This window comes from Sphingobacterium sp. UBA2610 (assembly GCF_002339225.1).
In the GTDB taxonomy this organism is placed as follows: Bacteria; Bacteroidota; Bacteroidia; order Sphingobacteriales; family Sphingobacteriaceae; genus Sphingobacterium; species Sphingobacterium multivorum.
This window is the reverse complement of record NZ_DDKA01000006.1, coordinates 43,621-56,043: the sequence shown is the minus strand read 5'-3', so window position 1 is coordinate 56,043 and position 12,423 is coordinate 43,621. Positions and strand designations below refer to the sequence as shown.

The 12,423-nt window shown below is 38.5% G+C and carries 12 protein-coding genes; 4 read left to right on the top strand and 8 right to left on the bottom strand.

Annotated elements, in window-relative coordinates; all coding sequences use genetic code 11:
* Positions 1 to 50: 50 nt before the first annotated feature.
* The 3 genes from B4Z47_RS04395 (at position 51) to B4Z47_RS04390 (ending at position 3,313) form a co-directional block, all read left to right on the top strand.
* Complete coding sequence (locus tag B4Z47_RS04395; protein WP_070563122.1) at positions 51 to 1,265, top strand: bifunctional 3,4-dihydroxy-2-butanone-4-phosphate synthase/GTP cyclohydrolase II; 1,215 nt, start codon at positions 51 to 53, stop codon at positions 1,263 to 1,265.
* Between the two features lie 141 nt (positions 1,266 to 1,406).
* The gene (locus B4Z47_RS24685; RefSeq protein ID WP_070563123.1) at positions 1,407 to 1,802 is read left to right on the top strand and encodes a thiol-disulfide oxidoreductase DCC family protein; all 396 of its coding nucleotides are present in this window, start codon (positions 1,407 to 1,409) and stop codon (positions 1,800 to 1,802) included.
* 77 nt (positions 1,803 to 1,879) lie between these two features.
* Positions 1,880 to 3,313 (top strand): NAD-dependent succinate-semialdehyde dehydrogenase, encoded by a 1,434-nt coding sequence (locus tag B4Z47_RS04390; RefSeq protein WP_286726881.1) that lies wholly within the window; start codon positions 1,880 to 1,882, stop codon positions 3,311 to 3,313.
* 21 nt (positions 3,314 to 3,334) lie between these two features.
* Here B4Z47_RS04390 and B4Z47_RS04385 read toward each other — a convergent pair whose 3' ends face one another.
* The 6 genes from B4Z47_RS04385 to B4Z47_RS04360 all read right to left on the bottom strand — a co-directional run bounded on the left by B4Z47_RS04385 (position 3,335) and on the right by B4Z47_RS04360 (position 8,154).
* Positions 3,335 to 4,228, bottom strand: a complete 894-nt coding sequence (locus B4Z47_RS04385; protein ID WP_286726880.1) for a DUF4476 domain-containing protein — start codon at positions 4,226 to 4,228, stop codon at positions 3,335 to 3,337.
* Positions 4,229 to 4,304: 76 nt separating this feature from the next.
* Positions 4,305 to 4,844 (bottom strand): CopD family protein, encoded by a 540-nt coding sequence (locus B4Z47_RS04380; RefSeq protein ID WP_070563133.1) that lies wholly within the window; start codon positions 4,842 to 4,844, stop codon positions 4,305 to 4,307.
* A gap of 171 nt (positions 4,845 to 5,015) precedes the next feature.
* The gene (hemE, locus tag B4Z47_RS04375; protein ID WP_070563136.1) at positions 5,016 to 6,053 is read right to left on the bottom strand and encodes a uroporphyrinogen decarboxylase; all 1,038 of its coding nucleotides are present in this window, start codon (positions 6,051 to 6,053) and stop codon (positions 5,016 to 5,018) included.
* Positions 6,053 to 6,571: a hypothetical protein gene (locus B4Z47_RS04370; RefSeq protein ID WP_236560284.1), complete on the bottom strand. Its 519-nt coding sequence runs from the start codon at positions 6,569 to 6,571 to the stop codon at positions 6,053 to 6,055. The genes hemE and B4Z47_RS04370 overlap by 1 nt, the downstream gene beginning before the upstream one ends.
* Before the next feature lie 10 nt (positions 6,572 to 6,581).
* Positions 6,582 to 7,289 (bottom strand): response regulator transcription factor, encoded by a 708-nt coding sequence (locus tag B4Z47_RS04365; protein WP_286726878.1) that lies wholly within the window; start codon positions 7,287 to 7,289, stop codon positions 6,582 to 6,584.
* On the bottom strand, positions 7,279 to 8,154 hold the full coding sequence (locus B4Z47_RS04360; protein ID WP_070563141.1) for a sensor histidine kinase: 876 nt from the start codon (positions 8,152 to 8,154) through the stop codon (positions 7,279 to 7,281). Before B4Z47_RS04360 ends, B4Z47_RS04365 begins: the two co-directional genes overlap by 11 nt.
* Positions 8,155 to 8,367: 213 nt before the next feature.
* Here B4Z47_RS04360 and B4Z47_RS04355 point away from each other — a divergent pair, with 213 nt between their 5' ends.
* Positions 8,368 to 9,072, top strand: a complete 705-nt coding sequence (locus B4Z47_RS04355; RefSeq protein WP_070563144.1) for a YjjG family noncanonical pyrimidine nucleotidase — start codon at positions 8,368 to 8,370, stop codon at positions 9,070 to 9,072.
* A gap of 32 nt (positions 9,073 to 9,104) precedes the next feature.
* On the opposite strand, the gene B4Z47_RS04350 is transcribed toward B4Z47_RS04355, so the two are convergent.
* Positions 9,105 to 9,914, bottom strand: coding sequence for a 3-keto-disaccharide hydrolase (locus B4Z47_RS04350; RefSeq protein ID WP_083295832.1), 810 nt, complete (start codon positions 9,912 to 9,914; stop codon positions 9,105 to 9,107).
* Positions 9,915 to 9,981: 67 nt separating this feature from the next.
* Positions 9,982 to 12,423 carry a TonB-dependent receptor domain-containing protein gene (locus tag B4Z47_RS04345; protein WP_286709744.1) on the bottom strand — a complete coding sequence of 814 codons (2,442 nt, stop codon included), beginning with the start codon at positions 12,421 to 12,423 and terminating at the stop codon, positions 9,982 to 9,984.

The following is a 12,423-nucleotide window of genomic DNA, read 5'->3' as shown; positions in this document are numbered from 1 at the left end:
AAATTTAGATTCTACACTAACTTTGTACCAATTACAATATATCACAATAAATGGATTTCAAATTAAACACGATCGAAGAAGCGATCGCTGATATACAAGCAGGAAAAGTAGTAATCGTCGTGGATGACGAAGATCGCGAAAATGAAGGAGACTTTGTCACAGCTGCCCGCAATGCAACTCCCGAAATCATCAACTTTATGGCGACTCATGGTCGTGGACTAGTGTGTGCCCCAATTACAAAAGAAAGAGCAGATGCATTACATCTGGATCTAATGGTGGGACAGAATACAGCAGTATATGAAACAAACTTTACAGTTTCCATTGACTTACAGGGATACGGTTGTACAACCGGAATTTCTGCGTCAGACCGCTCGAAAACAATTAAAGCAATGATTGATCCTAATATTCATTATGAAGAATTAGGTAGACCAGGACATATTTTCCCGCTAATAGCAAAAGATGGTGGCGTATTACGTCGCACAGGACACACTGAAGCTACCGTTGACCTGGCTCGATTAGCAGGATTTGAACCAGCAGGTGTATTGGTTGAGATTCTAAAAGAAGATGGTGAAATGGCCAGACTTCCAGAACTAATAGAGGTTGCTAAAAAATTTGATTTAAAGATCGTTAGTATTGAAGATCTAATTGAATACCGTCTTAAGCACGATTCTTTAATCAATGAAGAAGTCACTGTTAATATGCCAACGCAATTTGGTGATTTTAAGATGAAAGCCTTTACACAAAAAGACACTGGCGAACAACATTTAGCGCTTTACAAAGGCGAGTGGAATGAAGATGAGCCTATTTTGGTGCGGGTGCACAGCTCTTGTGTTACGGGTGATATTTTTGGTTCTTGCCGTTGTGACTGTGGTCCTCAATTGCACAAAGCAATGGAAATGATCCAGCAAGAGGGGAAAGGTGTTATTGTCTATATGAATCAAGAAGGTCGCGGTATTGGACTGATCAATAAGCTACATGCTTACAAGTTACAAGAAAATGGCTTGGACACGGTAGATGCCAATGTACAATTAGGATTTAAAGCAGATTTAAGAGACTATGGTGTCGGAGCACAGATTCTTCGAAATCTTGGTGTCACAAAAATGCGTCTTATGTCAAATAATCCGACAAAACGTGCTGGCCTAGTAGGTTATGGTCTTGAAATTATAGAAAATGTACCTATTGAAATAACTGCAAATCCCTTTAACGAAGAGTACTTAAAAACCAAAAGGGATCGTATGGGACATACAATCATGAAAAACCTATAAAAAGGAATTAAAAAAGGCGGTGTTTCCAATAGAAACACCGCCTTTTTTACATAGAGGACTAAACTCGGTTAATGATAAAATCTCTCCCTTTTATGATCTTGTTGTGGCAGTACTTTCAATAAATAGAAGTAACTTTATAATATGGAACAACAAGGGAGATATATCATCTTTTTCGATGGTGATTGCTTGATCTGTAATCGCTTTGTTCAACTATTATTAAGAATAGATCGCAGAAAGAAATTCTTATTTAGTTCTTTGCAGTCTGAATTTGCCCGGACCACACTAACAAATATTCCCAAAAATACTGACTCCATTGTTTTCCTATCTCCAACCGGTATCTATCTCAAAAGTGAAGCTGTTTTAAAGATTTGTAAGCAATTGGGCTTCCCATACATGACATGTTATTTACTGAAGATTTTACCACTCAAATGGAGAGATGCGCTCTATGATTATTTTGCTAAAAATCGCTATCGATGGTTTGGAAAAAATGAGTTTTGCACAATACCGTCAAAATCTGAGCGAGAGAGATTCATTTGAACAAACAACGATCATATTGAAGTGAAGTTTAGTTCAGAAATCTTCTAATTATACTTGTGACAATTAAATTTACATCGATGAAAAATACACTTTTAATTGACAGTGCCTATATCAATGGCAAATTTATCAAGTCAAAACACACCTTTGATGTGGTAAATCCTGCAACAGGGAAAGTTATTGCTTCGTTGCCAGATCTAAAAGTAGCTGACTGTACTAAAGCCATAATTGATGCTGACAAGGCGTGGAAAAGCTGGAAAAACACAACTGTACTGGAACGATGCAACACCGTCCGAAAGTGGTACGATCTTATTCAGCAATATAAAGACGATCTAGCGGAAATCATGACCTTAGAAAGTGGCAAACCCCTTAGCGAATCGAGGGTAGAGGTTGACTACGGTAGTTCCTTCGTAGAATGGTTTTCAGAAGAAGGAAAAAGGGCCTATGGTGAGACGATACCTTCTCAAAAAAAAGGAACTAGAATGCTTACAATTAGGCAAGGGGTCGGAGTTGTTGCTGCAATTACACCCTGGAATTTCCCCTTAGCGATGATCACCCGAAAGGTTGCTCCAGCTTTGGTAGCTGGTTGTACCATTGTGCTAAAACCGGCATCTCAAACACCATTTTCTGCTATAGCTTTGGCTAAACTGGCTGAAGATGCTGGGATTCCAAAAGGCGTTTTTAATGTGATTACTGGAAAAGATAGTGCTGGTATCGGCAAAGAACTCGCTACGAACAACCTCATACGAAAACTATCTTTCACAGGCTCAACCGAAGTCGGAAAAACACTCATAGAACAATCAGCCTCTAACATTAAAAAAGTGTCTATGGAGCTTGGTGGTAATGCTCCTTTTTTGGTTTTTAACGATGCGGATATTGATGCTGCAGTCGAAGGAGCTATTGCCGGAAAATTTAGAAACTCAGGGCAAACTTGCGTTTCCATCAATAGGTTTCTAATCCAAGAAGATGTCTATGATGAGTTTTCGATGAAACTTAGCCATGCTGTCAGTAAATTGAAAGTTGGCAATGGACTTGACAAAGGCGTCCAGGTAGGTCCATTAATCAATACAAAAGGGCTAGAAAAAGTGCAGCATCATGTGCAAGACGCGTTAAATCATGGTGCCGAATTGGCTACAGGAGGAAAGGTCATCAAAGACCTATTTTTCCAACCAACTGTCCTGACCAACGTCCCGAAAGAAGCACTTATATTCCGCGAGGAGACTTTTGGTCCTATTTGCGCTCTTTTCAGTTTCAAAACAGAAGATGATGGAATAGCAATGGCCAACGCTACTGAATTTGGCCTAGCCTCCTATTTCTATAGTACAAATATAAATCGCTGTTTTCGTGTTGCTGAACAGCTAGAAGCTGGCATGGTAGGTATTAACACAGGTCTTATTTCAAATGCAGCAGCTCCTTTTGGTGGAGTAAAACAATCTGGTGTAGGTCGTGAAGGTTCTAAACACGGTTTGGATGAATATATGGAATTAAAATATATCTGCTTCGGCGGTGAATAAAAAAGGAGCAAAATGCTCATTTTATTTTTTTAAAAAATCCACTAGCTTCTCCCGGGTTGAACTGAACGATAAGGCATCCCCTACTCTCTCATAATGCTGTTTATCCACACAGGTCGGATAAGCATATTTGGCAAAAGCCAGTTTATTATCATCTCGTATAAAAAGTTCCATTAAATCAACAATTTCAGTAACACTTAGGCGCATACTTTTTAATTCCCGAGCAGCTACAGCAAGCCTATCCTGATCGTTTTCCTTCTGATTCAATAGATCGTTCAATCGATTAGAATTCGTCTTTTTCATTACTCCGTTATCAGACTGATCATTATCTTCATTTTCAGCATATCCTCTTTGATTCGCTACAACGTCGCGATAAACCTTATCGTCTCCTGATTGCCTATATCGATCATTATTCCATCCTTTGTTATATCCTTCACGATTATTGTCTGGCAAATCGTCTCGATCTTCTGATTGTCTGTATCGATCATTACCTTGTTCATTGCGATATCCATCCCGGTTAGTATAAGGTAAATCCTCACGATAATTACCGTTGTTATACCGATCAACAGGATTCATGGACTCCAAGATAATCCCCCTATTTCCACGTCTGCTACTGACAGAAAATACAACATTCATATATTGTCCATTTCTATTGACAAGTTGCACGCCGCTACCGTTCAACGTTCGTTGCTGCCTATCAGCAAACACAATACGCAGATCATAACGACGACTCGTCAAATTGGGGACCCTGATATCCGTGGAAGCTCTATTGTTATACAAAACGTTGTTGATATAAAGAAAAAATGGAACATCAGTAGAATAGATATTTAATGCTCCTCCAAAAGGTCTGTATCGCTGCGCGAACCCAGCCTTTGCGACAATAAGCAACGAGACCGTCACCAAAATTTTCCTGTACATAATCCGATTCAATTTATAATCTTTCGACTACACAGCATAAAAAAGGATTAAGAAACCAGACGAATTTAACATTTTGTTATGCTTTCTTGTTCCGGTACTTCTTATAAAGTTTTACGGCCATCATTAAAGCGATGGATAAAATTAAGAGCCCCAAAACACCAAATATCCAATTCAGGGCTGACTTTAAGACAACAGTAAAAACAATCGCAAATAATAAAACTGTCGCGACCTCATTAAACAAACGGAGTTTTGTTGAGGTTAATTTGGATTCTTGACGGCTTAATTTGAACATAATCTTCTGGCAGGTAAAATGATAAATTATCATTCCCAGAACGAATGTCAGTTTTACATGCATCCACCCCATGGATAATAAGCCAGGAGAATACCATAACATAACTAGTGCAGAAAAGACTGTGATGTACATCGCAGGAGTAGTAATTACCCACCACAGTAATTTTTCCATCTTACTGAATTCTTTATGCAAAACATCAAATGCTTCCTGACTCTTGTCCTTAGCTTCTGTATGATATATAAAGAGTCGAGGCATATAGAACAGACCTGACATCCAACAAATCACAAAGATAATATGAACTGCTTTTGCATATAAATAGACCATAGGTACAAAAATAAGAAAAGTTAAGAGCAATCAATACGTCCAAACATCAATTGCACAAATCTTACATCCATTATACAAAAGAACACTATCAAAAACACGAGATTGTAGCATGTAACAACAAAAACGACCTGCCAGAGGCAAGTCGTTTTTGTTGTTGAAGTGGATAGCAAACTAATAGCTAAATTCCTTTACAACCTCAATGGCATATTTTACATTATCAAAAGGAATATCCGGCATAATACCATGACCCAAATTGAAAATAAAACCATTTTCACCTCTCATGCGCTCAAATAGTTCGATAATCTTCTTTTTGATAACAGGTTTATCTGCATACAAAACAAATGGATCCAAATTCCCTTGAACAGCAATACCCTGCGGCAGAGATTGTTTAATATTTTTTAAATCTGCATTCCAATCGATAGAAACAACATCAGGTTGCGCTTCGACCATCATTGGTGCAAAAACAGAAGATCCTTTGCAAAAGGAAATGACTGGAATATCCTTACGGTTCAACTTCGCAATAATCTGCTTATTATAATAATGCGAAAAATCACGATAATCATTCCAAGATAAGGCCAAGGCCCAGCTATCAAATAATTGAATTGCATTTACTCCGGCTGCAATCTGCATGTTAAGATATTCAACCGTTACATCTGCAATCTTTTGAAGGATCAGATGTGCTAACTCAGGCTGATTGTTCAACATCAACTTCGTTAACTTAAAATCTTTTGAAGATCCACCTTCAACCAAATAACTTAAAATTGTAAATGGTGCGCCCGCAAAACCAATCAAAGGGATGCGGCTGTCAAGACGTTGTTGAATGACCTTGATTGCATCAGCAACATACTGCAATTTATCCAAACAGTTGGTAGACAAAGCTTCAGCATCCTTTACAGAGCGAACAGGATTAGAAAAACGAGGACCGACACCTTGCTCAAAGGACAGATCCCCTCCCATAGCTTCAGCTGTAACTAAAATATCAGAAAATAAAATAGCGGCATCAATGCCTAGCAAATCTACTGGGAGCATAGTGACATCCGCAGCAATTTCTGGTGTTTTGCACATCTCCAAAAAGGAATATTTATTCTTGATATCCCAATATTCCTTCATAAAGCGTCCAGCTTGACGCATCATCCACACAGGAGGTCTTTCCGTTTGCTGCGAGAACGCAGCTCTAATCAATAAGTCGTTTTGTAAAGTAGTACTCACTATAAATGTTTTGAAATTTCGTTTTCTATTTTTGTAATAATGCTGTTCTGCCTAGCCGTCAGATGTAACTTATTGGCAACATCTGTATAAGCTCTAGCTCTTTCATAATCCAACTTTCGCAGCGCTATATTTGCTAGATTAATCATAACCATACCCTTTTCATTATCTTTTTTCCAAGGCAGACGCGAAGCTAGCTGAAAATGATATTCAGCCTCATCGACACGTTCCTCTTTAAGCGCAATGTTTCCCATCATAAATTCATAGAAATTGCGCCTGCCTTTACGAAGTGCATCCGGATTCTTTATCTCAGCAAGCAAGTTTTTTGCCTTTTCATAATCTTGTCTATGAAAAGCCTGCGTTGCCAAAAAAACGGACCCTTCTCTAAAATGACTCCAAATCAAGTAGCCTATTCCACCCGCTATCAGCACAGCAGTTTGATAATGCCCCTGGTATAAGCCATAGCCTAAAAATAATGCAGCAATAAAAATAACGGCTATTCTAGCCTTGATTGTCATCATCTCTTTCTACCTATGCGTTATTGTCGGTAAACTTATAACCAACACCTCTGATAGAATGGAAATAAATCGGATGCTTTTGATCTGGTTCGAAATATTTTCGGAAGGTTAAGATAAAATTGTCGATGGTACGCGTAGATGGATAAACATCGTAATTCCATACGGTCTCCAATATTTGTTCCCGTGATACTGCCTCATTACGTCGTTCAATCAACAGTTTCAACAGCATAGTCTCCTTCTTTGTCAAAGAAGTGATCGTGCCATCCGCATGATGTAGCTCATACGAATTAAAATAGATCGTTTTATCACCGATTTGATAAGAATTTAGTTCTTTCAAATCAACCGGTTTCATGCCACGACGCACCAAATTTCCAACGCGAAGGATCAATTCTTCTAAGTTGAAAGGTTTTACCAAATAATCATCCGCCCCTTTCTTAAGACCCGTAATTCGATCCTCACTGCTATTTTTCGCAGTTAAAAACATGATAGGAACTTCAGTGTTTTGCAGTCGAATAGTTTCAGCTACTTGGAATCCATCTATTTCGGGAATCATCACATCCAAAACCACCAAGTTGAAACGTTCCTCCTTGAAGACTTTTAGTGCTTTTTTTCCATCGGTAGCCGTAGTAACACGGTAACCTTCCATTTCGAGATTCAACTTGATAGCTTCTAACAAGTGTTCTTCATCTTCGACAAGTAATATTCTTTGTTTACTTTGCATTTCTTTCAAATGTTACTTCAAAAATACTCCCTTTAGGAGTGTTATCTTTAACTTTTATGGTCGCGTCGTGCTTCTGCAATACGGTTTTCACGATATATAACCCCAAACCTGTGCCTTTGGTTTTTCGTGTTGCCTCACTTCCCACGCGATAAAACTTATTAAAGATAAGTTTTTTCTCTTCATCACTGATACCGATACCATGGTCAGCAACAGAAAAAATTATTTTATTATTCTCCGTATATAATTTCACATCCACCATAGCACATGCCGGTGAATACTTAATCGCATTTTCTATCAGATTAGTAACCACATTACTAATCGCAAACTTATCAGCATGAATAATGATATCCGACTCCAAATAAGGTTTCAAGACTTGCGAACTACAGGAATTCTTTTGAAGTCTATCCACAACCTGTTCTACCAAAGCAGTAAAATTAAAATCCTCTTTCGGCATACTGTAGTTACGGCTGTCCAACTTGGTTGTCATCAATACATTTTCAACCAGATCATCCAAACGCTCGATATCCTTCAGCGAGTTCCTCAAGAACGTTTGTTGTTGCTCCTTGTCAAGATCACGTCTCAAAATCGTTTGAATATACAATTTGACAGAAGCCAACGGCGATTTAAGTTCATGTGTGATAGCCAAAAGAAAGTTCTGCTGTTGCTGCAACAGTTTCTGCTCCCTTTCAACCAGTCGCTTCAATCGCCATGCACCCCACAAGAAAATAATCAAGAAGAATATTCCCTCCCCTATGATCATGTTCTTTTTACTCGGATCAAAACGAATAAACATCACCCCCCACCATATCAGTTGCATAACCGCATAGAACAATAGAAAATAAAAGAGTAACAGCGCTTTCTTCATGTGACAAAAATAGGTATTCACCTATGTATTCGGAAATATCCGAAGGATTATGACACAAAGAAGAAAATTAACCGATTCGCAATAAGACTAAAATCAACAAACAGACTCATATAAACCATCGGAAACCCGATAGCGCTAAAAGTGACCTTTAATTTCATCACTAGCTAACCCAACTGACTTGGAATTTAAAATTAATTTGTTTTAATTTTGTATATGTTTAATCACGAGAAAAAAGACATTTTCTTCGACCTCGATCATACCATATGGGATTTTGATAAAAATGCCGAAGAAAGTCTGCACGAGTTATATTTTAAATACAAGTTTGATCACTTGTTCAATCAAGAGTCATCCACTCGTTTTATAGAAACTTATACGGTTAACAATCATCGCCTTTGGGGGCTCTATCATCACGGAAAGATATCAAAACCAGAACTCAGGAAAGCACGCTTTGCCGACACCTTTACTGAGCTCGGTGTCGATCCGGAGTTGTTTCCTGAAGAATTCGAACTGGAATACCTCGCTATCTGTCCAAAAAAAACAAATCTGTTTCCACATGCACATGAAACCTTGGCTTATTTGGGTGACAGATACAATCTTCACCTGATATCGAATGGTTTTAAAGAGGCCTGTGAGACCAAACTGGAAAAAAGCAACCTCAGCAAATATTTCAAACATATTTTTATTTCGGAAGTCATCGGCGTGAATAAACCGGACCCCCGAATATTTGAGTTCGCTATGACGACTGCTCAAGCTCGGGCGCAGCAATCACTGATGATTGGAGATAACCTGGATGCCGACATCCGTGGAGCCGTAAATGTAGGCATGGATGCCATTTTCTTTAACCCAAATGTTATTGAAAAACCGGACGATGTATCACATATGATTATCGACTTAAAAGAGTTACAATCGATACTATAGCAAATAGAAAAAGCAGCTTAAAGCTGCTTTTTCTATTTTAGAACCTTAACGGTAATATTCTTAAACCAGACATCATTTCCATGATCCTGAAGACCGATAAGCCCTGATTTGCTATCGCCACCAACATGGCTCAACAATTCAAAAGCCAAAGGCCATTTTTCTTCACTGAATTTACTTTTTTGCAATAAATCAATCCACGACTTATCCCATAATGTATATTCAACAACCTTTACACCATTTTGAAAATGCTCGACCTTGCCATTGTTTACTCTGATCTTAACCTTATTCCACTCGCCATACGGTTTACCATTCTGCGGCTTGGCAGGAATCATATCGTACAATGAAGTCGATTTACGGTTTCCATCTACCCCCATTTTAGCATCAGGATGGTTTTCATTGTCCAGGACCTGGCATTCTGGAGACGAGATATAAATCGGCTGTCCTTCCACTTCCTTCGCTAAAAAGAAGATACCCGAATTTGCTCCTTTAGCAACTTTCCATTCCATCTCCAATTCGAAATTCTTAAAATCATGAGCAAAGACCAAATCTCCGCCTTCTTCTTTACCAACATTAGCTTGGCTATCAAATTTGATCGCCCCCTCATTAATTACCCATCTTTTCGGGACTACGGTCTTATCATATCCTCTCCAGCCTTCCAGCGAAGTACCATCAAAAATAACATAGGCTCCAGCTTTATTCTTTTTAAATTTCTTGATATCTACACGAGGTAAATCTAAGATTTTGTAAGCAGGAACCTCTTTTTTTGCTTGCGCTACGGCAGTATTAAGATGTGCTGAAAAAGCAATCACCGATACCGCAAGAACTGTTTTTAATAACTTCATTCTTTTTAGTTTTAGGTTTGTTTTAAAATTAAATTTAAGCATTTGAGTGTATAAAGAGGAATATTTTTTAATATTCCTCTCCACCGCCCATTTCATTTGTATTTGACTCTTTCTTCTTTGATTTGTTTAAATCTTGGCTACCAAACCGATAGGAAAGTGATAAAGTTACCATCCGCTTCATCCAACGGTGCTCAAAATTGGATATAAGTTGAGAGGTTTCTGTCACACCATTCATTTTCCGCGAATTAAATACATCTCTAACATTCAACATAATTGAAGCTTTCTTCTTAAACACATCTTTTTTCAAGGCCAGATCCATACCTTTCATTGTATTCATCTGTCCCTGAGCCATTACACGGGAAGAATTATACTCGCCGCGCACTTGTGCAGAAAATGTTGGCGTAAAACGATAATTAGCGGTCAGATTAGCATTATAAGCGAAATCCTTTCGTTCTTTAATATCATAGTCCGGGTTTGCATTATACTGAATGTGGATCAAATTGAGATTAAATGTAAAGTCAAAATCCTTCGTTGCGTTGATCTTTGAAATAAACTCAAAACCCGAAAGATTACGACTGGTCATATTCTCCCATCTACTGTATGTTCTTCCATCCTCTATCTTGTAAACAAATGGCTGAATAACCTCACTTGCGTGATTGAAATAAGCCGAAGATATGAGGTTTACTTTACCAAAGGTTTTGGCAAAGCTCATTTCCAAACTGTGCACATCTTCCGGTTTCAGATTCGGATTTCCCTGACGATAATTCAAATCATCGGATACGTTTAAAAATGGGTTAACTTGCCAACCACGAGCCCGTTGAACACGGCGCGAGTAGCTAAATTGAACTTTATCCCCATTTTCACCAACATCGTAGGTTAAAAACAGTGTTGGATATAACCTGAAAAATTTCTGTTTAGCATTGGATTCCGTTTCCACAGCAGCTGGATCCTTGGAGAAATAGGTAGACTTCAGCTCAAATTGTTCTCCACGTAGTCCGATTTGATAGCCAATTTTATCCGTTAATTTATTTTGATAATTCGCATAGATCGCATGGACTGTACTCGTGAAATCAAAATCGTTGCTGATTCTATAATCTGGCACATAGTTACCTATAGAATCGAGTGATCTGGAAAACTGGGTATCAAATGACTTTCTGATTTGAGAACGGTAACCCGCCTCAAATTTGCTTACTTCAGAGAAAGGTAAAACATAATCTAATTGAAGGTTGATATTCTTGCCATCCTCAGACGTAACATTCTTCCGTGAAGTGGCCTTCCGTCCATCGGTATAATTTTGAGAAAAATCATTTGTACCATCTTCCTTGTCTCTTCCATAACTTGCATTCCCCGTCAACTCCTCTCCTTCTCGCTTAAATTGATGTTTAAAATCAGCATTTAATTCATAACCCAGATCGTCCTCAAATTGCGTTGAATTTCGAACACTCGTTCCTGTCATCTGCGATTGCTTGAAGAACTCATAATTCAAGTCCTCTATTCGCTTGTTATCACGTATACTTAAATTACCCGAAAAACTCAATGAAGTTCGATCTGACATATTATAATCAAACCCAGCTTTTACCGTATGGCTATTGCCCTTTCTTGACGATTCGGATTCGCTATAATTACGCGTGCTATCACCAAAAAACGTGTTGTCCGTTTTCCCACTTCCCAACATGTTTCGTTTATTGAAGTTATAGGATCCGAAGTAATTGAATTTCCGATCACGATAATTCAATGTTATACCAGCCATATAATTATCATAAGAACCAGCGGATGTATTTATCGATCCGTTCAGCCCTGTTCGAATATTTTTCTTTAAAACAATATTGATAATCCCAGTTTGGCCCTCTGCATCATATTTAGAGGATGGATTTGTGATGACTTCAACTTTTTCAATTGAATTGGCAGGTAGACTCTGAAGCAAAGAAGTTACATCATTTCCTGCTAAAGCAGACTCCCGGCCGTCTATTAAAATCTTCACACTACTTGATCCACGCAAACTGACCGATCCATCCTGATCAACTTGCAAAGTGGGAACATTCGCAAGCACATCAGTCGCTGTTCCACCCGCGCTGACCAAACTCTCCCCTACATTGAAGGTTTTACGGTCTATACCAATCTGCATGGCTGGAGCTCGTCCTTCAATAACAACTTCATTCAACATATTACCTGTAGGTTTCAAAGCAATTCGACCTAAGTCCTTACTTTTACCCCCTAAGACCGCTATACTATCTATAGTTTGTGGCTCGTAGCCAACATAAGTGATACGGACAATATATTTCCCAGGTTTAATATCAGACAACAAAAGGAATCCTTGGGATACAGACTGTCCCCCCTTAACAAGAACGTTACTATGGGCGTCCAAGAGCGCGACACTAGCCGATGAAATAGGTTTAGAGGTTTCGCTATCAACTAAAATAGCTTTGATTTGACCTGTTTGAGCAAAAAGGACAACAGGTAAAAAAAATACAAATAAGAAAGATTTAAACGATTTAGCGTAAAAAAACAT

What these genes read in the sequence shown, in the direction of transcription:
- B4Z47_RS04395 (WP_070563122.1), top strand. Translation starts at nt 51, where the DNA reads ATGGATTTCAAATTAAACACGATCGAAGAAGCGATCGCTGATATACAA.
- B4Z47_RS24685 (WP_070563123.1), top strand. Translation starts at nt 1,407, where the DNA reads ATGGAACAACAAGGGAGATATATCATCTTTTTCGATGGTGATTGCTTG.
- B4Z47_RS04390 (WP_286726881.1), top strand. Translation starts at nt 1,880, where the DNA reads ATGAAAAATACACTTTTAATTGACAGTGCCTATATCAATGGCAAATTT.
- B4Z47_RS04385 (WP_286726880.1), bottom strand. Translation starts at nt 4,228, where the DNA reads ATGTACAGGAAAATTTTGGTGACGGTCTCGTTGCTTATTGTCGCAAAG.
- B4Z47_RS04380 (WP_070563133.1), bottom strand. Translation starts at nt 4,844, where the DNA reads ATGGTCTATTTATATGCAAAAGCAGTTCATATTATCTTTGTGATTTGT.
- B4Z47_RS04370 (WP_236560284.1), bottom strand. Translation starts at nt 6,571, where the DNA reads ATGATGACAATCAAGGCTAGAATAGCCGTTATTTTTATTGCTGCATTA.
- B4Z47_RS04365 (WP_286726878.1), bottom strand. Translation starts at nt 7,289, where the DNA reads ATGCAAAGTAAACAAAGAATATTACTTGTCGAAGATGAAGAACACTTG.
- B4Z47_RS04360 (WP_070563141.1), bottom strand. Translation starts at nt 8,154, where the DNA reads ATGAAGAAAGCGCTGTTACTCTTTTATTTTCTATTGTTCTATGCGGTT.
- B4Z47_RS04355 (WP_070563144.1), top strand. Translation starts at nt 8,368, where the DNA reads ATGTTTAATCACGAGAAAAAAGACATTTTCTTCGACCTCGATCATACC.
- B4Z47_RS04350 (WP_083295832.1), bottom strand. Translation starts at nt 9,914, where the DNA reads ATGAAGTTATTAAAAACAGTTCTTGCGGTATCGGTGATTGCTTTTTCA.
- B4Z47_RS04345 (WP_286709744.1), bottom strand. Translation starts at nt 12,423, where the DNA reads ATGTTTTTTTACGCTAAATCGTTTAAATCTTTCTTATTTGTATTTTTT.